Source organism: Rhodococcus sp. 27YEA15 (genome assembly GCF_049739425.1).
GTDB lineage: Bacteria > Actinomycetota > Actinomycetes > Mycobacteriales > Mycobacteriaceae > Rhodococcus_F.
In genome coordinates, this window is the sequence record NZ_JBMHHW010000001.1 from 894405 (window position 1) to 915766 (window position 21362).

A 21362-nucleotide genomic window follows, 5' to 3' on the forward strand; every position below is an offset into this window, starting at 1 on the left:
GTTTTTCCGTTCCGCAGCGAATGCTGTTGACCTGTAAGAGGAAAGGTCGGCACGGCCTGGCGCGTAGTTCGAAGGGCCGCAGGAAATCCTGTCCGAATTGCGAGCCGGTGCTGAATGGACAACGCGATCGGCTCGTGTGATTCTCGTGAGGCGCTGTGGCCGGGGAGTGGCTGCAGGGCAGCGATGTGGCTGTGGATATTTCAAGTGTAAGTGGACCTGGGGGACCGTTCATGACTGCGACGACAAGACCGCTCTGGTTGAGTCCGCGTGCGGATGTAATTGCAGCCGAAGATGTTTCGGTATGGCGTAGTGGTAAGCCCGACTACACCTTGACGATGGACCGGTTGGCGGCGGAGCGTCAGGTGAACTTCGAGGAGGGGAGCCTCGAGGATTCGGTTACCAACCTCGTGAGGGTGTTCGAGATGGAGGCGTCGTACAAGGCTGACGCGGCCACGTGGATATCGGTCGATCCCACAGTGTTCACGATGAAGACCAACGGTGGGCCGGCGGTAACGGCGCAGGAAGTCGCCGACAAGGGTGCATACAACTGGTTCATCGGTGAACGTCCGGACTATCGGGCGTCCGAGCACGACTTCGATTCATCGGAAGTAGTTTTTCACCAGGCTTTCCCGGAGGGTTTCCTGTGGGAGTTGACCAGGTTGACCGTCGCGCTGCCGGTTGCAACTCTGCAGTGGCGGCACTGGGGCACGATGACCGGAGTCTTCGACGGCGTGGCCGGCGACGGCGGTGAATTCGAGATGTTCGGCACGTCGGTGGTGACCTTGAACGACGACCTGAAGATCGTCTCCTCCGAGCATTACTTCGACGTCGGCATCATGTTCGATCAGCTGAAGGGCCGTTGCCCAGTAGCGCACTGAGCGCTCATGGCAGGTGTTTCAGTTGCCGGCGACGATCGCGGAGGTTGTGGTGGAGCCCATGGAGATGTCCTGGTTGCGATCCGGGTCGGCCGCGTGGGCACCCAGCAGAACGAGTGCTGTGACGGCTACAGCGCCGGCGACGTATGCCACGCGCGAGCGCAGTGACGGGTGGCGAGTGGCGGTGTCGGGCATGGGCTGTCTCCATCGGCTGGATGATCGGGCAAAAGTAGTTTAACAATCAACTAGCAGTTTGTCCTCATCATCCACAACTGCAGATCTGCCTGGAATCGAGGGGAATCCAGGGAGATCTGCAGTGTGCTGATGTGTCTACTGTCGGCGGTACACACCGAACGCGGTGTTTACCGCCGGTGGTCTACTTGCGGCCTGCGGTCCAGTTCAGCCCCCAGCTGTATGCACGGTCGAGATCCGACTGACTGCCGTTGATGTACTGAACTTCGCGTGTGACGGTCACTCCCTGCCCCGAGCTCTGAATCAACGCGATGGCGCAGATGCGCGCCTGGTCGACCGCAGAATCGAGCCGCACCTCCACCTGAGGACCGCTGGTGGGAAAGAGTGTGACCACGCCGTCGACCGCTGCCCAGTTCGGTGCACCGTCGTAGATCATGGCGAATACGAGAATGCGCCGGAACACGCTCGGATCGGCGAGGTTGACATGCATGTTCTCGCCGCCTGCGCCCGCGCCGCTTCGATCATCGCCGTCAAGACTGATGAACGGGGCACTCGAAATCGAACCGAAACTGTTCCCCAGTGCTTGGACAACTCCTTTGGTGCCGTCGGCGAGCTCGTACAGACACCCGAGATCGAGATCCACGGCTCCGGACGGCGCCCCGATCGCGGCGAGTTTCGCGAGAAATCCGGTCTTCTTCGGGGCGACGCCCTGCGACCAGTTGAGGTTCACACGCATGTTCCCCTGTGCCTGCCCGGCCTTGGACAGGCTGACCGTCGGGGCTGATTTGCTGAGTGTGATCTTACTCAGGCTGACCGGGGCAGACTGTGGATCGTGCCCGTTCGATGGACGGTTGTAATCGATAGCCATGACGCGAGTCCTTCTCTGAACTACTGAAAGTTCGATCGTGGTGCGAGCCGACGGCGTACGTCGACGTGAGTGGCGGTCGCGTTCCATTGTCCCTGAGAGGATGCCGGTGCCGTCACTGCGCGACACGCCGAGATCAAGCTGGTCCACGGAACTTCAGTTGCGATTACTGCGGGCGATACGTTCCGTTAGTACTGTCGATCGGCGGCGTTCAGGTATCGGTTCGAGTCTGCCGGCGGGCGAGCCCCGCGTTTGCCGGCTAATGTTGGGAGGAGCAGTCCAGGCCCTTTTCGATGCGTCCGGACTCGCGCAGGGGGAAGAGTTGTCGCGAATTACGCAACAATTGCCATCGATCAGCTCGCGGCGATCGTGCAGGCGCAGGACATGACGTGGAGGCGGGGCATGGCATCCGAACGTCGTCCGCCCGGAGTCTCGAACCAGTACGCACTCACGCGTAACCAGCGTTCCGAGGTCGCCCACGAGCAGGTCAGGGTGACACTGGGGCTGTTGCCGTGGGCGGCAACGCTTCACCTCGTGACCGTCGCGGGACTACTTTTCTTCCTCATTCCCCCCGACGCCGGTCTCTACGGCAAGCTGTGGCCGTGGATCGCCGGCTCGATCGGTGGTATCGGCCTGGTGGTGGGGATCCGGATCCGGCGAGGAACGATGGCGTTCTCCCACGTGGTCGGGCACGCGTTCTTGATGGTTGCCTTCGTTGTCGTCGGACTTCTGTACTCCTCGCTCGCGATCGTGCTCTATCCGAGACTCGATCATGCGGGTGATCTGGTGCTCAGCGTCGTACTTGCGGTGATCATGGCGGCGGGTGCCCTGGGCACGGCAATGCTGAGATCGCTGGGCACCACCTGGGTGTTGTCGAACATCGTGTTCCTCGGTGTTGCGTTCTGGCAGCAGGGTACGCCCGAGTTGTCGAAGCTGATGATCGCGATGATCGCCTACGGGAGTGCACTCGTCGTCGGCGCGGTAGTGGTCTCCGGAAACTTCGAGGCTCGGTATCGGGCGGAAGTGGGTGCCGAATCCGAGCGGGCAATGTCGCGGATCCTGCTCGACGACCTCCACGGAAACGCCGGGGATTTCGTTTGGGAGATCGACATGAACGGGACCCTGTCGCGGATACCCACCAAACTGGCAGTCGAGGTGGGAACCGACCCCGATCGCGGGGTCGGGGCGCAATGGCAGGACTTGTTCTTGGAACTCGGAACTCACAAGATAGCCGGCGGTATCGACGCACTGATGCAGCTGCGGGCGGCGCGGCAATCGAAATCCGCGTTCTTCGACGTCGTCATCCCGGCTCGGCTGCGAGGGGAGATTCGATGGTGGCAGCTCAGCGGTCGACCCACCGAAGGTATCGGCCCGTCGGATCTGGTGTGGCGAGGAGTTGCCACCGACATAACCGACGCCAAGATCCAAAGTGACCGGATGATCCGTATGGGCAAGATCGACGCCTTGACCGGTATGCCGAATCGACACAGTTTCTGGACCGAACTCGAGCGTCTGCTGCGCACGGCACCTGCCGGTCCGAACCGGATAGCGTTGGCAATGCTCGATCTCGACGACTTCAAATCGGTCAACGACACGTTGGGACACACGATCGGAGACGACGTGCTGCGTGAGGTGGCATCGCGGTTGTCCGACGTCGGTGGAATGGCGCAGTTGTGTGCCAGGCTCGGCGGTGACGAGTTTGCCATCCTCTTCACCGATGTCGACGACGAAGCGCAGGTCCTGCGCATCCTCGAACGCTATGTCGACGCATTGCACGAGCCCATTGCGGTGTTCGGGACTCGCTTGGAGATCGGCTGCAGCATCGGCTATTTCGTACCGACCGAACGGTCGGCGACGGCGGACGAATTGACCACGGCTGCCGACTTGGCGCTGTTCGCGGCCAAGAGTTCCGGCCGTGGCACGATGCGCCGCTACAGCGATGATCTTCGAGCGATCGCGGCTCGGCGTGCGCACCTGCTGGAAAACGTCGGCGCGGCGATCGCGGCCCGGAAATTCGACGTGACCTATCTGCCTCAGGTCAGCACTCGAGGTGAGCACGTCGTGGCCGCTGAAATCAAACTCGTGTGGAACGATCCGGAACTGGGCCCGATCGAGCAACCCGAGTTCACGCGGGCCGCCGAGGACGCGGGTCTGACCGGTTCGCTCGGTGAGATGACGGTCGATCTGGCCTGCCACGCCGCAGCGCAACTACCGTCAGACGTGCGAGTTGCCTTTGCCGTCACCGCGCGGCAACTCGATTCCACCTCGTACATCGCCGCAGTCGACTCCGCACTGAGGCGCTGGGGTGTGGCAGCGCAGCGGCTGGAGCTGGAGCTGACGGAATCGTCGGCGATCGAACAGAACGTTCCGGCATCCATCCGAGACGTGGCCCAGCTCGGTGTCGTGCTGACCGTCGACGAGTTCGGCATCGGTTTTTCCGCTCTCGCCACACTGTCGGAACTGCCGTTCGCCAGGGTGCGCATCGACAGATCGTTTGCGGGTGCGATCGGCGACAGCGAACCGGGTACCCCGATCCTCGAGGCGATAGTGGACTTGGTCGGTGCGCTCGGAATGCAGTCGATAGTGCTCGGCGTCGACTCCGACGAGCAACTGGACAGTGCACGTCGGGCCGGTGCGGACGCGGTCCAGGGCAATATCGCCACCGGTGGTCCGCTCACACTCGGCGAGTTGAAAGAGCACCTGGCAGGTACGCGTGGGTGAACGACCGATCACGCGTCGACCGAGGCAGGCGGGACTGCTCCGGCTGATCGACCCGCGGTGGTCGTCGGGGACGGCCTCGCTGTACGAACAGCGCACGTTGTTCGATCGTGGTGTCCTGTTCGCCGCTCGAATGATGCCGCCGACGTTTCTCGTGGTCGCGGTATCGCTGAGCGTGCTCATGGTGGTCCTGCCCGTGGAGGCAGGATGGTTCCAGTGGTTCTGGCCCACGACCGTGGTCGTCACCAATGGTGCGTTCATGGCCTTCTGGATTGTCCGGAGACGAATCGGCGGCCGCTCGGCGACAGTCGCGGACTTCGGGGTCCTCCAATTGCAGGCCGCAGTATGGGCGCTCCTGCTGGTGTGGTTGGCCCGCAGGTTGTTTCCGGATCTCGACGACGACGACCAGTTGGTGTTCGCCTCGACCGTGGTCGGCGCGGTGTCGGTAGGGCTGTTCGCGCTGTCGATGTTCCGAATCGCAGCGTTGTCGTGGGTGGTCATCATGGGTGCGGGACTGGGATGGACCTTCTGGCTCGAGCCGGCGCCCACCCGTTACGTCCTTCTCGGAACTCTGGCGGTGTACCTGGTTGCACTCTACGGCGGGAGCCGGGCACTGGCGGATCTGTTCGTCACCAGAATACGAGCAGAGGTGGCCTCTCAGGACGAACGAGACCTTGTCGACCTACTGCTCAGCGACCTCGAGGACGAGGCCCGCGACTGGTTGTGGGAAGCCGACCGGCACGCCGTGCTGCCCGCGGTGACCTATCGCTTCGCCGAGCACGTCGGTCTGCCGGCAGCGAAACTCCGCGGACGGACCTTGCGTGAGATCCTGGTCGGGATCGGCGCGGACACCTTCGCCGCAGGTCCGCAGACACTGGAGCGACTCGATACCTTCTTCGCCGACGGCAGCAGCTTCCACGACGTGCGAATACGGGTACGTGTCGGCGGTTTGAGTCGGTGGTGGTCGTTCTCCGGTCACCCGGTGCGAGAGGCCGGTGTGGTGTCCGGCTGGCGTGGGGTCGGTTCAGATGTCACGCACTCGCATCAGCAGCGCGAGAACATCCTCAGACTGGCCGAGATCGATTCGCTGACAGGTCTGCGGAATCGCTACAGCCTCACCTCTCGACTGTCCTCGATGATCGAGGGCGATCGAGTTGTCTGGTTCGCGATTCTCGATCTCGACAACTTCAAATCCATCAACGACAGATTCGGCCACAACGTCGGTGACGACGTGCTGCGTGACGTCGCGGCACGTCTCGACGACGTGGTGCGACCACCGGCGATATGTGCACGGCTCGGTGGTGACGAGTTCGCAATCGCATTCGAGGAGTCGGGTGCCGACATCGCCGCGCGTTTCCAGGCTGCACTGGGCATATTCGACGAACCTTATGCGGTGGCAGGAAACGAGATCCGGCTCCGAGGGAGCCTCGGGTACGGGTCGTATCCGGAAGACACGAACAGCCTCGACGGCCTGCTGATCGTGGCCGACCTGGCCCTGTACCAGGCAAAAGCCGCGGGCCGGAACAGGATCGGACGGTTCGACTCGACGCTGCGAGAAAAGGCGAACGGTAGAGCCCGTGCACTTCTCGATCTGCGTCGTGCATCCAACGCGGACGAATTCTCGCTGGCGTATCAGCCGCAGGTGGCAGCCGGAACGGGCGTCCTGGTGGGGTTCGAAGCGCTGCTGCGGTGGAACCACCCCACCTCGGGAACCGTGGCGCCGGCCGACTTCATCTCGGTGGCCGAGGAGACCGGTCTGATCGTGCCCATCGGCGCGCAGGCGTTACGCAAGGCATGCGCCGAGGCAGCTTCATGGCCTGTCGACATTCGGATCGCGGTGAACGTCTCGCAGGTGCAGTTACGATCGAGCGGCTATGTCGAATCCGTGCGTGAGACGTTGACGCAATACGGAATCGATCCACGGCGGCTGGAAATCGAGGTGACCGAGTCGCTGGTGATCGACGCGGCAGATCGCGATGTTCTCGTTCAGCTGTCCGAACTGGGAGTCGCTATTGCCATGGACGATTTCGGAACGGGGTTTTCGTCGGTTGCGAGTCTGGCCGACCTTCCACTCGATCGCCTGAAGATCGATCGTGCGCTCGTGGACCCATTGGGGACCGAAGGCTCGGAATCGAGAATCGCGGTCTTCCGGTCGATCGTCGTGATCGCCTCGTCCCTGGGCCTGGAAACCATCGCCGAAGGAGTCGAGACCGAGCGTCAACGCACAATCGTGGCAGACTGCGGATGCACCGTGATTCAGGGATACCTCGAAGGCCAACCGATGCTTCCCGACGACGTGCACAAGGTCATCGCCGAGTATCAGGCCAGGGCTGTGATCGCGGAGAACGGGTGACGACGGCGGCCCGCCGTCGCGATCGAAGACGTGCCGATCTAGGGTGCGAACAGCGGACCAACTGTCGAGTGAGGAAACCATGGACGAGATTTCCGGTACGAGTGCGAACTTGGAATCGTTGTTGGACGGGCGGACAAGCTGCCGTGCGTACCAGGACCGTCAGGTACCCCGCGCGGTGATCGAGGAGATTCTGCGCCTGGCGCAGAAGACCCCGTCATGGTGTAACACACAGCCGTGGCAGGTTTCGATCACCGAGGGCGAGGGGACAGAGCGATTTCGGGCGGCCCTCGGCGAGTACGTGATTGCCAATCCGCAAGAACCCGACTTCGAGTTCCCTCGCGCGTACGAAGGTGAATACAAGGCCCGCAGATTCGAGTGCGCGATGGCCTTGTACGACAGTGTCGGGATCGAGCGCGGTGATCGCGCGGCGTCCGCTGCGCAGACCATGAAGAATTTCCAGCTCTTCGGCGCCCCGCACGTCGCCATCGTCACCACGGAGGAAGCGCTGGGCACGTACGGAGCCGTCGATTGCGGGTTGTACGTCGACACGTTTCTCCTCGCGGCCACGAGCCTGGGTGTCGGGACCATTCCCCAGGCCGCGTTGGCAGGCAGCTCTACTTTCATCCGCCGCTACTTCGGCATCGACGACACCCGCAAAGTGGTGTGTGCTATTTCGTTCGGTTATCCGGACACCGAGCACCCGGTGAACAAGTTCCGCACCACCCGCGAGGACGTGGGCAACGTCGTGCAGTGGATGACCGGCTGATTGGTCGAGTGCCCGGCATCTTCCTGGGATACTTGTTCTCATGTCCGACCCCACAGCAGTGTCCGATCCCACAGCAGTGTCCGATGCTTCAGAAATGTTCGATCGTCTGCGTCGGTTCCCCGATATCGAGGCACCCAACCTTTTCGCTGTCGATGCCGCAGATCGCCTGATCCTCGACGAGGCGGCGCCAGAGCTCGCCGCCGCCGAAACCGGCTCGGTGGTCGTGATCGGAGACCATCACGGTGCGCTCACGGCCGGAGCTGCCGTTCTCCACGGCGCGTCGGGTCTGCGGGTGCATCAGGACGGGCTCACCGGTGAACTCGCGTTGGCGAACAATGCCCGCGAACTCGGTATCACCGAGTCCTACACGTCGGAACAACTGGGCTCGGACTTGTTGAGCGGTGCGAAAGTTGTTCTGATGCAACTCCCTCGAAGTCTGGCGGCGCTCGCCGAGATAGGCCAGTTGATTGCCGTCCACGCCGATCCCGAGGTGCGTGTGTTCGCCGGCGGACGTGACAAACACATCACAACGGCAATGAATCAGGTTCTCGCGGAATCATTTTCCGAAGTACGTGCCTCCCGTGGCCGGCAGAAGTCTCGGGTGTTGATCGCCGAGACCCCCAGGCCGGATGTCACGGTGACGTTCCCGACAGCCGCGCGGCTCGACGAGTTCGATCTCGAGGTGATCGCCCACGGCCCGGTCTTCGCGGGCGCAGCCCTCGACATCGGCACCCGGTTACTGCTCGAGAATCTCGACAAGATCGAGTATCGCGATCCGTCGGTGGTGGTCGACCTCGGCTGCGGAAGCGGCATCCTGGCCACCGCCTTGGCTCAGCGACTACCGAACGCGAAGGTGATCGCCACCGATCAATCGTCGGCCGCCGTTGCGTCGGCACTGGCTACTGCAGCCGCCAACGGCGTCGGCGATCGAGTCAGTGGGCTACGCGACGACGCTGCGAGCACTCTCGCCGACAACAGCGTGGATCTCATTGTGCTGAATCCGCCATTCCATCTCGGTGCCGCCGTCCATGCCGGGGCAGCGCTGGCGATGTTCGCCGCTGCCGGCCGAGTTCTGCGACCCGGTGGACAGCTGTGGACCGTTTTCAACAAGCATCTCGGTTATCGCGGAGCACTGAAATCGGCGATCGGCCCCACCGAGACCATTGCGTCGAATGCGAAGTTCATCGTCCTGCGCTCGACCAAATCCGCCTAGGATCGAGGGCGGGCAGGGACATCCTGCGGGGTTCGGGAACTACACGAATTTCTCCGACGTTGTAGATTACGAGTGCTTTACTTTTTCAAGTACGCGGACCGTGTCTCCAACTCGGGTCCGCCCGGCGAACCTGAGACCGACCGTCACAGGTCACCACGATGAAGGGATGATCACGGTGCGCACCACCAGCAACCCGGTGTTCCGCAACCTGCCCAAGCAACAGGGCAGCGGATACGCTTCGTTCGGATCTGCGGCGGCGGGCGCCTCGCAGGCCACCCAACAGTTCGGTCAGGCGCAGTACGCTCCGGCCGATCCCTACCAGACCGGTCCCGACACGCGGACCATGACCATCGACGACGTCGTCACCAAGACCGGCATCACTCTCGGTGTTCTGACCCTGTCGGCGCTGGTTTCCTACTTCCTCGTCAACAACAACGCCGACCTGGCCGGTCCGTTGGTCATCGGCGGCGGCCTCGTCGGCCTCGTTCTCGTCCTGGTGGCAACCTTCGGTCGCAAGATGGACAACCCGGCCATCGTGCTGGCATATGCGGTCGCCGAAGGTCTCTTCCTCGGTGCGCTGTCGTTCATGTTCACCAACGTCGCCTTCGGTGGTGTCGGTGGGTCGGGCCTGATCGCTCAGGCGGTACTCGGCACGTTCGGTGTGTTCTTCGGCATGCTCGTCGTCTACAAGACCGGTGCCATCCGGGTCACCCCGCGGCTGACCCGCATGATCGTCGGTGCGCTCATCGGCGTCGTCGTCCTGGCGCTGGGCAACCTCGTCGCCAGTTTCTTCACCGACGGCGGCTTCGGCCTGCGTGACGGTGGTCCGATCGCGATCATCTTCAGCCTCGTCTGCATCGGTATCGCAGCGTTCAGCTTCCTTCTCGATTTCGATGCCGCTGATCAGTTGATCCGGGCGCAGGCTCCCGAGAAGGCGGCCTGGGGCGTCGCGTTCGGCCTCACCATCACTCTGGTCTGGCTGTACGTCGAGATCCTGCGTCTGCTGAGCTACTTCAACAACGACTGACGCTTACCGACAGTCACGAAAAACGCTCGACCGGAACTTCCGGTCGAGCGTTTTTCGTGACGGGAGACCTCGTCTCGGTTCAGCGCATCAGCTCAGGCGCTCGAGTACCATCGCCATACCCTGTCCGCCGCCGACACACATGGTCTCGACACCGAAGGTCTTGTCCTGCTCACGCAGGTTGTTGAGCAGGGTGTTGGTGATGCGAGCACCGGTCATGCCGAAGGGGTGTCCCAGCGCGATGGCGCCGCCGGAGATGTTGAGCTTGTCCTCGTCGATGCCGAGCTCTCGAGCCGACCCGATGACCTGCACGGCGAACGCCTCGTTGATCTCGAACAGGTCGATGTCCGAGACGGACTTACCGGCGATCTTCAGAGCGTTCTTGACGGCCTGGATGGGGCCCAGACCCATGATCTCGGGGGACAAGCCCGACACACCGGTGGAGACGATGCGAGCCAGCGGAGTCAGGCCGAGGGCCTTGGCCTTGGTGTCGGACATGATGACCAGGGCCGCAGCACCGTCGTTGAGGGGGCAGGCATTGCCGGCGGTGACGGTACCGTCAGGACGGAATACCGGCTTGAGACCGCTGATGCCTTCGTAGGTGGTGCCGGCCCGGGGACCGTCGTCCTTGGTGACCACGGTGCCGTCCGCCAGGGTGACCGGCGTGATCTCACGTTCGAAGAATCCGCGCTTGATGGCTTCTTCGGCACGGTTCTGGCTGCGGACGCCCCAGCGGTCCTGGTCTTCGCGGCTGATACCGGTGGCCGATGCGACGTTCTCGGCGGTCTGGCCCATCGCGATGTACACGTCGGGGACCAGGCCTTCCTCACGCGGATCGGTCCAGGCGACCCCGCCTTCGGCGAGCTTGGCGGTGCGCGCCTGAGCTGCGTCGAAGATCGGGTTCTTGCTGTTCGGCAGGCCGTCGGCGCTGCCGTGAATGAAGCTGGACACCGACTCGACACCGGCGGAGATGAACACGTCGCCCTCACCGGCGCGGATGGCGTGCAGCGCCATCCGCGTGGTTTGCAACGACGACGAACAGTAGCGGTTGACGGTAACGCCGGGAAGGAAGTCGTAGCCCAGAGCTACGGACACGACGCGCGCGAGATTGTATCCGGACTGGCCTGCGGGCTGTCCGACGCCGAGCATGAGGTCGTCGATCTCGGTGGGGTCCAGCTCTGGGATCTTCGCCAGGGCAGCAGCAACCATCTGAGTTGCCAGGTCATCGGGGCGGATGTCCTTGAGCGAACCCTTCATTGCGCGGCCGATGGGCGACCGTACTGCTGAGACGATTACTGCCTCGGGCATGAAAACTCCTTAGGTGTACTCGCCGTCGGCGCAGACGATGCCCTGACGACGAAGTAAGTTGAATGCAGTTTCGACTCTCAATTTACGTTGCCTCCCCGGCGCTGCGGTCGGGCAGTCGCATTGCGCGATGGTCGAGGCTGTGAACTGCGGTTTCCCTGATCGATGCAGTCAGGCCCAGGTGCGTGAGCATCCGGGCGAGGCGGGCGGCGAACGTGCGCGCCTGTGCAGCTGCGGAGACGTCCGGAAGGACGGGAAGAGGTCCGCCGCGCCACTCGCCCAGAGCCGACGCCAGTACCGGCACGATCTGCCGGGCGGCGAGTTCGTATCCGGCCGCCGACGGGTGGAAGCGGTCCGCGGAGAACATGGTGTCGGGCGAGGCGAGGAACTCCTTGGCCAGGAGATCGGCAAGCGGCACCGGATGCCCGCCTGCGGTGCGCGTCGCCGTCGATTGCGCTGCGGCAAGGCGGCGACCCCACTCGCGCACGACGCTGCGGAGCGGCTGCGGGATCGCTGTCACCACCCCCAGATCAGGGCAGGTGCCGACAACCACCACGGCGCCTCCGGCGCGTAGGCGTTCCACGGCGTCACCGAGTCGGCGTGCGGAAGCGTGGATCGCGTTCTTGGCGGTGACGTCGTTGGCGCCGATCAAGATGACGGCGGCGTCCGGCGGGGGACCGGCGACGAACATGGCGTCGACCTGTCCACTCAGACCTCGTGACGTCGCGCCGCCGATCGCTTTGGTGCTCAGTCGGATTCGTTTGCCGGTTTCCTCGGCCAACAAGATCGCGATGCGTACGCCCGGCACTTCCGCCGCGTCGAGCGCGCCGACGCCTGCCGCAGAGGAGTCACCGAAGATCATCAGGTGAAGGTCGAACGGCACTTCACGCCACCAGCGTTCCGGCGTCGTTTCGCCGGGCGCGTACACGCCATCTGCTTCGGGAGGTTTGGCCACGTTCCGGCCGATGACTCCGCGCGCGGCCCCGGCCTGCGACATCAAGTAGTTGTAGCCGAACCATGACAGTGCGCCGCCGCCCGAACCTGCCACCGCGGTAGCCACCGACGCTTTCACCAGCCGTCTCACAGAAGCCAATCTAGCCCGACTGAAGCAGGCGTGTCGGATGTCCGTGCGCGGCAATTCGCCGCATCTGGGAACATGGAGAAATGCGCATCGCGGAACACGTCGTCGACCTCATCGGCAATACGCCACTCGTCAAACTCACGTCCGTCACCGGCGAGAACTACGGCACGGTGGCCGCCAAGGTCGAGTACCTCAACCCCGGCGGAAGCTCCAAGGATCGAATCGCCGTCAAGATGATCGACGCCGCCGAGGCGTCCGGTGAACTGAAGCCGGGCGGCACCATCGTGGAGCCGACCTCGGGAAACACCGGAATCGGTTTGGCGCTCGTCGCCCAGAAACGCGGGTACAAATGCGTTTTCGTCTGCCCGGACAAGGTCAGTGAGGACAAGCGCAACGTCCTGCGCGCGTACGGAGCCGAGGTGGTCGTCTGTCCGACGGCGGTCGCACCGGACAACCCCAACAGTTATTACAGCGTCTCCGACCGGCTCACCCGTGAGATTCCCGGAGCCTGGAAGCCCAACCAGTACTCGAACCCGGGTGGACCGGAAAGTCACTACGAGACCACCGGCCCCGAGATCTGGGCCGACACGGACGGCAAGATCACCCACTTCGTCGCGGGCGTGGGCACCGGCGGAACCATCACCGGCACCGGTCGCTACCTCAAGGAGGTGTCCGGCGGCACGGTGAAGGTCATCGGCGCCGATCCCGAAGGATCCGTCTACTCGGGCGGTACCGGGCGCCCCTACCTGGTGGAAGGTGTCGGCGAGGACTTCTGGCCGTCGGCATACGATCCGTCGATTCCGGACGAGATCATTGCCGTCTCCGATGCGGATTCTTTCGAGATGACCCGTCGTCTCGCCCGCGAGGAAGGCCTGCTCGTCGGCGGATCCTGCGGCATGGCCGTCGTCGCCGCTCTCGAGGTGGCCAAGCGTGAAGGTCCCGACGCGCTGATCGTCGTTCTGCTTCCGGACGGTGGGCGCGGCTACCTGTCCAAGATCTTCAACGATCAGTGGATGGCGTCCTACGGCTTCTTGCGGACTCCGCTCGACGGCAACACCGCAGTACCCACCGTCGGCGACGTGCTGCGCGGCAAGTCCGGTGAACTCCCGGACCTCGTTCACACCCACCCGTCCGAGACGCTGCGTGACGCCATCGAGATCCTGCGCGAATACGGTGTGTCGCAGATGCCGGTGGTCGGTGCCGAACCGCCCGTCATGGCCGGTGAGGTCGCAGGCAGCGTTTCCGAACGGGACTTACTCAGTGCGGTCTTCGAAGGCCGTGCGCACCTTGCGGATTCGGTGGAGAAGCACATGAGCAAGGCGTTCCCGCTCATCGGTTCCGGCGAGCCGGTTTCAGCGGCCACGACTGCCTTGGGCGATACCGATGCCCTGATGGTGGTCGACGACGGCAAGCCGATCGGCGTCATCACCCGCCACGATCTGCTCGGATTCCTCAGTTCTGATTCCTGATCGAGATCACGAGATACCCGGACGGGTCGTCTGCCGAGTGCAGGCGGCCCGTCCGGGTATCCGGACACCGGCGCCCGACGGTACCGATATGCCTCTATTAGGCTGGTACCCATGAGTGAGCAACGCAGCAAGGCCGACAGCATCAGTTGGCAGGGTTTCTCCACCAAGGCAGTCCATGCCGGCTACGAACCGGATCCGTTGACCGGCGCGGTCAACGTCCCGATCTACGCCAGTTCCACCTTCGCGCAGGACGGCGTCGGCGGCATGCGCAGCGGCTTCGAATACGCTCGCACCGGTAACCCGACCCGGCGCCCGCTCGAGGCGAATCTCGCGGCTCTCGAATCCGGAACCTACGGGCGTGCCTTCAGCTCCGGAATGGCGGCCACCGATTGCCTGCTGCGCTCGGTGCTGCGCCCCGGCGATCACCTCGTCATTCCCGACGACGCGTACGGCGGAACGTTCCGGCTCATCGACAAGGTGTTCACGCAGTGGGGGATCGAGTACACCCCGGCCCCGGTCTCGGACGTCGACGCCGTCCGCGCCGCAATGCGACCGAACACCAAGCTCGTGTGGGTGGAGACGCCTACGAACCCGCTCCTGAATATCGGTGACATCGAACTGCTCGCCGAGGTGGCGCACGAGGGCAACGCGAAGATCGTGGTGGACAACACCTTTGCGTCACCGTACCTGCAGCAGCCACTGCAGCTCGGCGCCGACATCGCACTGCACTCCACCACCAAGTACATCGGTGGGCACTCGGACGTGATCGGCGGCGCACTCGTCTGCGACGACGAAGAGCTCGATACCGCGTTCGCGTTCCTGCAGAACGGTTCCGGTGGGGTACCGGGCCCGTTCGACGTCTTCCTCACCTTGCGCGGCATCAAGACCTTGGCTCTGCGGATGGAACGACACAGCGACAACGCGGAGAAGATCGTCGAGCTGCTCGACGGCCACCCGGCTGTCGAGAGCGTGATCTATCCGGGTCTCGCCTCACACCCGTCTCACCAGGTCGCCGCCAAGCAGATGCGCCGCTTCGGCGGCATGATCTCGGTTCGGCTCAAGGGTGGAAAGGCGGCCGCGCTCGATCTGTGCTCGCGCACGGAGATCTTCACCCTGGCGGAATCGCTCGGTGGCGTCGAATCCCTCATCGAGTTCCCCGGCGCGATGACGCATGCGTCCACCGCCGGATCTGCCCTCGAGGTTCCCGACGATCTGGTGCGCCTGTCGGTGGGCATCGAGGACGCATCGGATCTCGTCGGCGATATCGAACAAGCTCTGTCCTGACTTCTTGCTGTGCTGTGCGCCTGTGTCGACCGCGGGCGGTCGGCACAGGCGCACAGCAGATTGGTAGACATGCACATCGACCAGATTCACGCTGCCCGTGAACTGCTTGCACCTGTCATGCGTCGAACACCGGTGGTGGCCTCACGAGTTCTCTCGGAACTGACAGGTTTCGATGTTCATCTCAAGTGCGAGAATCTGCAGCGGACCGGATCGTTCAAACCGCGCGGCGCCTTCAACCGCATCGCGAATTTGTCCGAGCCGGAGCGGGCCGCCGGTGTGGTCGCGGCCAGTGCCGGTAACCATGCGCAGGGCGTTGCCTGGGCGGCAAGCGAATTGGGCATCGAATCGACGGTGTTCATGCCGACCGGTGTGCCGTTGCCCAAGCTGGTGGCCACCAAGGCCTACGGTGCCCACGTACATCTGATCGGATCCACCGTCGACGAGGCGTTGGTGGCGGCGCGTGAATTCGCGGACCGGACGGGCGCCGTCCTCGTTCACCCCTTCGATCACGACGACGTAGTGGCCGGGCAAGGCACAGTCGGGCTCGAAATCCTCGACCAGCTTCCGGACGTAGGCACCATTGTCGTTCCTACCGGCGGCGGCGGGCTGATCGCCGGAATCGCGGCAGCGGTCAAGGCGATTCGCCCCGATGTTCGGATCGTCGGTGTGCAGGCGGCGTCGGCAGCCGCGTGGCCTGCATCGTTGGCGGCGGGTAAACCGATCGCGCTGGCGTCGATGTCGACGATGGCCGACGGTATCGCGGTAGGACAGCCGGGTGCGGTGCCTTTCGTCGAAGTGGCCGCCTATGTCGATGCCGTGGTGACGGTAAGCGAGGATGCGCTGTCGAAGGCGCTCCTGCTGTGCCTCGAGCGCGCCAAGCTGGTGGTGGAACCGGCCGGCGTCGCCGCAGTAGCGGCATTGATGACCTGCACTCCGGCAGAACTCGGGCTGACCGGTCCGGTGTGCGCGGTGCTGTCCGGTGGCAACATCGATCCGCTTCTGCTCACCCATGTCATTTCGCACGGACTGCGCGCAGCCGGCCGGTTTCTCGGCGTGCACGTGACCATCGCCGATCGACCGGGAGCGCTCGTCTCGCTACTCGAAGTGGTGCGTGCGAACGGGGCCAGTGTGGTCGACGTCATCCACTCCCGTACCGGTGCTGAACTCGCGGTGGACGAGGTGGAGGTGTTCCTCACCGTCGAAACGCGGGGTCCGGACAACAAGGCGGAATTGTTGGCGGCATTCGACAGTGCGGGTTACACGGTTCGCCTCCAGAACTGAGCTGGGTCACTCGTCCGGCCATCCCCCGAGAACAGTCACCCGAAACTCCTGGTCCACGAGCCGGGCGGGTACTGCGAGCTGGTGCAGCCAGTCGATGGCGGAACCACCCATCGCGGCACCTGCGCGGCTCACCGCCGCTGCTTTCGCACACGAGTCGGCGATCACGGACACCGTGCGCCACATGGATGTTGCGCTGGACTCCCGATGGAGCGGTTTGACGGTGCTGGCCGTGGCGACGCCGCCGTCGGACGTGAGGGCGACTTGGCACGTGGGGTCGCCCGGCAGATCCTGAACCTGGATCTGCCAGCCATCTTCGGGCGGTGGACCGGACACTGCGATGTCACCTCCGAGAGCGACGAGGACCCCGCACCCGAGCAGTTGCGAGGTGGAGGCAGCACAGTGATCCGCGGAGCTCGCTCGCGCCGTAGCCGACAGATCCAGCGTCGACCCGTCCGGTGTGTGGACACGCCCGTCGTGGAGTCGGATCTGCCACCACGAGTGGGGATCGGGTGAGCCGGCAGTGGGATTGATCCTTCCGTCGGTCAACCGGGCCACGGCGAGGGCGTCGGCGAGGAAGTGGGCGAACATCGGTGTAACGGACACTCCGTCCGGGCTGACAGCCTGGCTGTCGAACTTCCGGATCTCGGAATCGGGCCGATCACGATTGGTTGCGGCGTCGGCGGCGGTGAGATATCCGCGAACCAGGCTGGCAGCAGATGCCAGGGCGTCGGGTTCGGTGACCACTACTCGGGCTTGAACTCCCCAGGTAAGCCATTCCGTTGCCGGTCGGGTAGCGGTCACGAACCGTTGGAGACGGCGTCCGGCGTCCCGACACCACGACCGACCTGTGGTCTCTTGGTTGCCGGTTTATCGGTGTGCGGTGTCGCGGCGACACTGGTGACGGCGGCAGCTGCCGGTGTTGCGGAAACAGACAAACCGCCACTGGCCAGGGCGCCCGCGACAGCTGTGGCGGCAAGCGCGAATCGAACAGGGCGGGAGACTGTTGGGCGCGCCCGATCGAATCGAGGGCGGTCGTCGCTCATGTGCTCAGCATGCACTCCGAACCTGAGAAAAACCTTGGCGTCCGTAGTCATTTGTGTAACGCACACCGCAGAAGGTGGGACATTGGTAACAGGTGTGGGCCATCGAGGCGACATCGAATGCATGTTCGAAAAGTAATGGTTCCCACCGACACGTTCGGTGGACGGGAACTTCAACACCGAACGGAGATGCGGATGGCTGTGCGAGTCCTGGCAATCACGGCGATCGGAACAGCGTTGGGAGTGCTCGGCGCAACTCTCGCCGTCACCTCGTTTGCAGAACCTGCTCCCGATGTGTCGTTTGCCGCCTCGAGCAGTCCACTCCGAGCACAGGACGGTTCCGGCGCAGTCGTGCCTTCCGTGCCGTCGAACTTCCCCGGCTCGGCGCTGGCGCCGGTAGGGGCAGTCGCTGTTTTCGCTCCCTGGGTGAAGAAGGCCGGAGCTCTCTGCCCGGAGATCACCCCGCCGATGATCGCCTCGCTGTATTCGGGCGAGAACGGTTTCGAATACGGACCGGCGAGTGCGGAGACAACGGACGGGCGCCGCGGCCCCGGCCGATTCACCACGGCCGAGTGGACCGCATACGGCAGGGACGGTGACGGCGACGGAAAGATGGACATCTTCGGGGTCGCCGATCCGGTCATGACGACCGGGTACAGGTTGTGCGAACTGGTGGGGCAGGCGCGGAACTGGCTGAACTCCGGCGAGGCGGACGGCGACGTGGCCGATCTGGCCTTGGCGGCGTACGACGTCGGCCCGGACGCGGTGCGAGCGGCCCACCGCGTACCTGCGGACCAGGCAGTCCAGTACGTGGCGCGGATCCGCTCGCTGCAGGATTCCTTCGCTCTCATGCTCACGCCGTTCGACTACAACACGCTCGCCGGGGCCGTCGGTGGCGTGGTGCAAGCCGGCCTGAAGTTTCTCGGATTGCCGTACGTGTGGGGTGGCGGCAACGTCAACGGTCCGTCCATGGGCGGGTTCGACTGCTCGGGCCTGACGTCGTACGCGATGTACGCGGCTACCGGCATCACGCTGCCACGAACATCGGAGACACAGTGGGGTGTCGGCGTCGAAATTCCCCTCGACCAGGCGCAACCAGGTGATTTGCTGTTCGGGAACTGGCAGGCGGGCGGGCCGGGGCACGTCGCCATCTACGTCGGTAACGGCCAGATGCTCCACGCCCCCACCTTCGGGGACGTGGTCAAGGTCGGGCCGATCTTCGCCGGGATGAAAGCGCGCCGGGTCCTCTGACGAAGGAGGTCCGAGAACAACACGAGCGCCGCCCACGGATGTGGGCGGCGCTCGGGCGTATCGGATCCGTGCGGTGGATCAGCTCTGGTAGGGCTCCGCGCTGATCAGCGTCACGCTCATGGTGCTGCCGTTGGGCAGGTTATACTCGCGCGTGTCGCCGACCTTGGCCTCGATCAGGGCGCCACCGAGCGGTGAGTTGGGGGAGTAGACCTCGAGCTTCGCGTCGCGAGCACCCTCTTCGCGGGTGGCGATCAGGAAGGTCTCGGTGTCACTCTCGTCACCGTCGTAGTAGACCTTGACTACCGATCCGGGCAGTGCGATACCGGACTGAGTGGGTGCTTCGCCGACCTTCGCGCTGTTGAGCAGCTCCTGCAGCTGGCGAATGCGGGCTTCCTGCTGACCCTGATCTTCGCGGGCCGCGTGGTAGCCGCCGTTCTCCTTCAGATCGCCCTCTTCGCGACGCTCGTTGATCTCGGCGGCGATGACGGGGCGATTGGCGATGAGTTGGTCGAGTTCGTTCTTGAGCCTGTCGTGTGATTCCTGGGTAAGCCAGGTCACCTGGGTCTCGGTCATCTCGATCACTCCCTAGTAGTCGGAGCCGGGGGCTCCCTCGACAGTTCACGGCAACAGCAGTGAACAACGGCTCGGCCGGGCCGTTGAGGCACAACCTTGCCGTCAATGCAGCAATACACGGCTCCACCCGGAACCGTGTATCACCGAATTCTATCACGCATGGGTGTGTCGCCTCGTGAGCGCGACATGCCGAGGGCGGTCGATCAGGACTTGTTCAGGTACTCCGGAACGACGAAGCTGCATCCGTAGACGTCTGCCATCCCCGGCGGCTGAGATGTCTTGATCTCGGCGTTGAACTCGAGGGTCTGGTGCGGGGAGGGTGCGACGTACACCTCCCGGCGGCCGGTCTCCGAGCCGTCCTTGGAGCGGGCGCGCACGATGCAGACGGCTTCCTTCTCGGAGTCGTCGCGAGTGACGGTGAACCGGATCTTGACCGTGGCGTCGTTGACGATGTCGAAGGAGATCGTCTCGGTGTCGATGTCCTTGACCGCGAACTTCTCGTAGGCGTAGTACGCGATTCCGCCGCCGACGACGATGACGAGTGCGGTCAGAACCCACACCAGCCATTTGCGGGAGTCGCCGATGCGCGTCGTGGTCGGGTAGCGGTCGGGGGGAAGCGCGTTACTCATTCACTCTGCTCTCGAAGACGCGAGTTCGTGTGCCCGCGCGTCGTTCGACCGGGGTCACGGCTGCACCAGGAACTCTCGGGTGGAACTATAGAGGACGTGCCCGAACACACTGGCGGTACGGGCCTGCTGACGCTGTCGGTAGGTTTGACGGTACCGACAGCGCGCGCAGGCGGAGAATGTCGGGCGGTGCACAGTGTGTGTTGCGACAATGCCGGCAACGGCTACAGGTGAAGTTGAGGTGAACGAACTCGTGAGCGGATTCAGGCTCATGGCCGTCCATGCCCATCCGGACGACGAGTCGAGCAAGGGTGCGGCCACCACCGCCCGTTACAGTGCCGAGGGCAATGACGTCATGGTGGTGTCCCTCACCGGTGGTGAACGCGGCGACATCCTCAATCCGGCGATGGACGTCCCCGGTGTGCGTGATCGGATCAGCGAGGTCCGCCAAGCCGAGATGGCGGAGGCCGCTCGGATTCTCGGTGTGCAGCATCGCTGGCTCGGTTTCGTCGACTCGGGTCTACCGGAGGGTGACCCGCTGCCGCCGCTTCCGGAAGGCTGTTTCGCGCTGGTGCCACTCGAGGAATCGACGCGAGCACTGGTGAAGGTGATCCGAGAGTTCCGTCCGCACGTCATCACGACGTATGACGAGAACGGCGGCTATCCGCATCCGGATCACATTCGCTGCCACGAGGTTTCGATGGCCGCGTACGAGGCGGCGGCCGATCCGGAGTACTTCCCGCAGGACGGTGCGGCGTGGGAGATCAAGAAGGTCTACTACGGGCACGGGTTCATCCGGAAGCGTCTCGAGCTGTTCCGTGACGAATACGAGCGTCGCGGGGAACCGTTCCCGATGGCGGAGTGGCTCGAGCGGTGGAAGACCGAACGCGGCGATTCGATGGTGCGCGTCACCACGCAGGTCACCTGTGGTGACTACTTCCCGCAGCGTGACGACGCGTTGCGGGCGCATGCGACGCAGATCGATCCCAACGGTTCGTTTTTCGCGGTTCCGCTCGACATCCAGCAGAAGATCTGGCCGACGGAGGAGTACGAGCTCGCCAAGACTCGAGTGACGACGTCGCTTCCGGAAACCGATCTGTTCGCAGGCCTCGACGAGGGTGTGGCGCAATGAACGCCCTCGCGGCCGAGCTCGTTCTCGGCACCACGCAATTTCTCGCGCAGACCCCGAGTAATCCTTCGGGGCCGGAATTCGGCAAGTCGTCACCGGTCGGTCTGGTGGTCGTTCTTGCACTGCTCATCGGTGTAATTCTGCTGGTTCGCTCGATGAACCGCCGCCTACGCACACTGCCGGAGACCTTCGAGCCGGATCATCCGGAGCTGGATCAGCAGGCGGACGAGGGTACTGACCGCGGGGGTGTCAGGACGTCGACCCCCGCGGATTCGGGCGTCGACGAGAAGTCTCCGAAGACCGAATCCTGAACCGAA

The 21362-nt window shown here is 63.9% G+C and carries 20 protein-coding genes; 12 read left to right on the plus strand and 8 right to left on the minus strand.

Going from position 1 to position 21362, the window contains the following annotated elements; all coding sequences use genetic code 11:
• Positions 1-230 precede the first annotated feature (230 nt).
• Positions 231-878 (plus strand): SnoaL-like polyketide cyclase, encoded by a 648-nt coding sequence (locus ABH922_RS04185; protein WP_424805726.1) that lies wholly within the window; start codon positions 231-233, stop codon positions 876-878.
• An 18-nt stretch (positions 879-896) separates the two neighbouring features.
• Here the strand turns inward: ABH922_RS04185 and ABH922_RS04190 are convergent, their stop codons facing one another.
• Both ABH922_RS04190 and ABH922_RS04195 read right to left on the minus strand, forming a co-directional pair.
• Positions 897-1070 carry a hypothetical protein gene (locus ABH922_RS04190; protein WP_424805727.1) on the minus strand — a complete coding sequence of 58 codons (174 nt, stop codon included), beginning with the start codon at positions 1068-1070 and terminating at the stop codon, positions 897-899.
• 181 nt (positions 1071-1251) lie between these two features.
• Positions 1252-1935, minus strand: a complete 684-nt coding sequence (locus ABH922_RS04195; protein ID WP_424805728.1) for a TerD family protein — start codon at positions 1933-1935, stop codon at positions 1252-1254.
• Between the two features lie 399 nt (positions 1936-2334).
• Here ABH922_RS04195 and ABH922_RS04200 point away from each other — a divergent pair, with 399 nt between their 5' ends.
• The 5 genes from ABH922_RS04200 to ABH922_RS04220 all read left to right on the plus strand — a co-directional run bounded on the left by ABH922_RS04200 (position 2335) and on the right by ABH922_RS04220 (position 10009).
• Positions 2335-4653, plus strand: a complete 2319-nt coding sequence (locus tag ABH922_RS04200) for a putative bifunctional diguanylate cyclase/phosphodiesterase (protein ID WP_424805729.1) — start codon at positions 2335-2337, stop codon at positions 4651-4653.
• Positions 4646-7003 carry a putative bifunctional diguanylate cyclase/phosphodiesterase gene (locus ABH922_RS04205; protein ID WP_424805730.1) on the plus strand — a complete coding sequence of 786 codons (2358 nt, stop codon included), beginning with the start codon at positions 4646-4648 and terminating at the stop codon, positions 7001-7003. Before ABH922_RS04200 ends, ABH922_RS04205 begins: the two co-directional genes overlap by 8 nt.
• 79 nt (positions 7004-7082) lie before the next feature.
• Positions 7083-7769 (plus strand): nitroreductase, encoded by a 687-nt coding sequence (locus tag ABH922_RS04210; RefSeq protein ID WP_424805731.1) that lies wholly within the window; start codon positions 7083-7085, stop codon positions 7767-7769.
• A gap of 40 nt (positions 7770-7809) precedes the next feature.
• Positions 7810-8982 carry a class I SAM-dependent methyltransferase gene (locus ABH922_RS04215; RefSeq protein ID WP_424805733.1) on the plus strand — a complete coding sequence of 391 codons (1173 nt, stop codon included), beginning with the start codon at positions 7810-7812 and terminating at the stop codon, positions 8980-8982.
• Between the two features lie 175 nt (positions 8983-9157).
• Entirely contained in the window at positions 9158-10009 is an 852-nt protein-coding gene (locus ABH922_RS04220; protein ID WP_424809561.1) for a Bax inhibitor-1/YccA family protein, read from the plus strand.
• A gap of 87 nt (positions 10010-10096) precedes the next feature.
• On the opposite strand, the gene ABH922_RS04225 is transcribed toward ABH922_RS04220, so the two are convergent.
• The gene (locus tag ABH922_RS04225) at positions 10097-11314 is read right to left on the minus strand and encodes an acetyl-CoA C-acetyltransferase (protein ID WP_424805734.1); all 1218 of its coding nucleotides are present in this window, start codon (positions 11312-11314) and stop codon (positions 10097-10099) included.
• Positions 11315-11396: 82 nt separating this feature from the next.
• Positions 11397-12404 (minus strand): SGNH/GDSL hydrolase family protein, encoded by a 1008-nt coding sequence (locus tag ABH922_RS04230; RefSeq protein ID WP_424805735.1) that lies wholly within the window; start codon positions 12402-12404, stop codon positions 11397-11399.
• A gap of 71 nt (positions 12405-12475) precedes the next feature.
• Between ABH922_RS04230 and ABH922_RS04235 the strand changes: the two genes are divergently transcribed.
• The 3 genes from ABH922_RS04235 (at position 12476) to ilvA (ending at position 16426) form a co-directional block, all read left to right on the plus strand.
• Positions 12476-13861 carry a cystathionine beta-synthase gene (locus ABH922_RS04235; protein ID WP_424805736.1) on the plus strand — a complete coding sequence of 462 codons (1386 nt, stop codon included), beginning with the start codon at positions 12476-12478 and terminating at the stop codon, positions 13859-13861.
• Positions 13862-13972: 111 nt separating this feature from the next.
• A complete protein-coding gene (locus ABH922_RS04240) occupies positions 13973-15145 on the plus strand; it encodes a cystathionine gamma-synthase (protein ID WP_424805737.1) in 1173 nt (390 codons plus the stop codon).
• Between the two features lie 69 nt (positions 15146-15214).
• The gene (gene ilvA, locus ABH922_RS04245) at positions 15215-16426 is read left to right on the plus strand and encodes a threonine ammonia-lyase (protein ID WP_424805738.1); all 1212 of its coding nucleotides are present in this window, start codon (positions 15215-15217) and stop codon (positions 16424-16426) included.
• A 6-nt stretch (positions 16427-16432) separates the two neighbouring features.
• Here the strand turns inward: ilvA and ABH922_RS04250 are convergent, their stop codons facing one another.
• Positions 16433-17227: an FAD:protein FMN transferase gene (locus tag ABH922_RS04250; RefSeq protein ID WP_424805739.1), complete on the minus strand. Its 795-nt coding sequence runs from the start codon at positions 17225-17227 to the stop codon at positions 16433-16435.
• Entirely contained in the window at positions 17224-17469 is a 246-nt protein-coding gene (locus ABH922_RS04255; protein WP_424805740.1) for a hypothetical protein, read from the minus strand. Before ABH922_RS04255 ends, ABH922_RS04250 begins: the two co-directional genes overlap by 4 nt.
• A gap of 192 nt (positions 17470-17661) precedes the next feature.
• Here ABH922_RS04255 and ABH922_RS04260 point away from each other — a divergent pair, with 192 nt between their 5' ends.
• Positions 17662-18717: an NlpC/P60 family protein gene (locus tag ABH922_RS04260; RefSeq protein WP_424805741.1), complete on the plus strand. Its 1056-nt coding sequence runs from the start codon at positions 17662-17664 to the stop codon at positions 18715-18717.
• 78 nt (positions 18718-18795) lie between these two features.
• On the opposite strand, the gene greA is transcribed toward ABH922_RS04260, so the two are convergent.
• Entirely contained in the window at positions 18796-19290 is a 495-nt protein-coding gene (greA, locus tag ABH922_RS04265; RefSeq protein WP_424805742.1) for a transcription elongation factor GreA, read from the minus strand.
• A gap of 203 nt (positions 19291-19493) precedes the next feature.
• Entirely contained in the window at positions 19494-19919 is a 426-nt protein-coding gene (locus ABH922_RS04270) for a DUF4307 domain-containing protein (protein ID WP_424805743.1), read from the minus strand.
• A 250-nt stretch (positions 19920-20169) separates the two neighbouring features.
• On the opposite strand from ABH922_RS04270, the gene mca reads away from it, so the two are divergent.
• Entirely contained in the window at positions 20170-21048 is an 879-nt protein-coding gene (mca, locus tag ABH922_RS04275; protein ID WP_424809562.1) for a mycothiol conjugate amidase Mca, read from the plus strand.
• Positions 21045-21356 carry a hypothetical protein gene (locus ABH922_RS04280; RefSeq protein WP_424805744.1) on the plus strand — a complete coding sequence of 104 codons (312 nt, stop codon included), beginning with the start codon at positions 21045-21047 and terminating at the stop codon, positions 21354-21356. The genes mca and ABH922_RS04280 overlap by 4 nt, the downstream gene beginning before the upstream one ends.
• The last annotated feature ends 6 nt before the right edge of the window (positions 21357-21362 follow it).

What these genes read in the sequence shown, in the direction of transcription:
- ABH922_RS04185 (WP_424805726.1), top strand. Translation starts at nt 231, where the DNA reads ATGACTGCGACGACAAGACCGCTCTGGTTGAGTCCGCGTGCGGATGTA.
- ABH922_RS04190 (WP_424805727.1), bottom strand. Translation starts at nt 1,070, where the DNA reads ATGCCCGACACCGCCACTCGCCACCCGTCACTGCGCTCGCGCGTGGCA.
- ABH922_RS04195 (WP_424805728.1), bottom strand. Translation starts at nt 1,935, where the DNA reads ATGGCTATCGATTACAACCGTCCATCGAACGGGCACGATCCACAGTCT.
- ABH922_RS04200 (WP_424805729.1), top strand. Translation starts at nt 2,335, where the DNA reads ATGGCATCCGAACGTCGTCCGCCCGGAGTCTCGAACCAGTACGCACTC.
- ABH922_RS04210 (WP_424805731.1), top strand. Translation starts at nt 7,083, where the DNA reads ATGGACGAGATTTCCGGTACGAGTGCGAACTTGGAATCGTTGTTGGAC.
- ABH922_RS04215 (WP_424805733.1), top strand. Translation starts at nt 7,810, where the DNA reads ATGTCCGACCCCACAGCAGTGTCCGATCCCACAGCAGTGTCCGATGCT.
- ABH922_RS04225 (WP_424805734.1), bottom strand. Translation starts at nt 11,314, where the DNA reads ATGCCCGAGGCAGTAATCGTCTCAGCAGTACGGTCGCCCATCGGCCGC.
- ABH922_RS04235 (WP_424805736.1), top strand. Translation starts at nt 12,476, where the DNA reads ATGCGCATCGCGGAACACGTCGTCGACCTCATCGGCAATACGCCACTC.
- ABH922_RS04240 (WP_424805737.1), top strand. Translation starts at nt 13,973, where the DNA reads ATGAGTGAGCAACGCAGCAAGGCCGACAGCATCAGTTGGCAGGGTTTC.
- ilvA (WP_424805738.1), top strand. Translation starts at nt 15,215, where the DNA reads ATGCACATCGACCAGATTCACGCTGCCCGTGAACTGCTTGCACCTGTC.
- ABH922_RS04255 (WP_424805740.1), bottom strand. Translation starts at nt 17,469, where the DNA reads ATGAGCGACGACCGCCCTCGATTCGATCGGGCGCGCCCAACAGTCTCC.
- ABH922_RS04260 (WP_424805741.1), top strand. Translation starts at nt 17,662, where the DNA reads ATGGCTGTGCGAGTCCTGGCAATCACGGCGATCGGAACAGCGTTGGGA.
- greA (WP_424805742.1), bottom strand. Translation starts at nt 19,290, where the DNA reads ATGACCGAGACCCAGGTGACCTGGCTTACCCAGGAATCACACGACAGG.
- ABH922_RS04270 (WP_424805743.1), bottom strand. Translation starts at nt 19,919, where the DNA reads ATGAGTAACGCGCTTCCCCCCGACCGCTACCCGACCACGACGCGCATC.
- ABH922_RS04280 (WP_424805744.1), top strand. Translation starts at nt 21,045, where the DNA reads ATGAACGCCCTCGCGGCCGAGCTCGTTCTCGGCACCACGCAATTTCTC.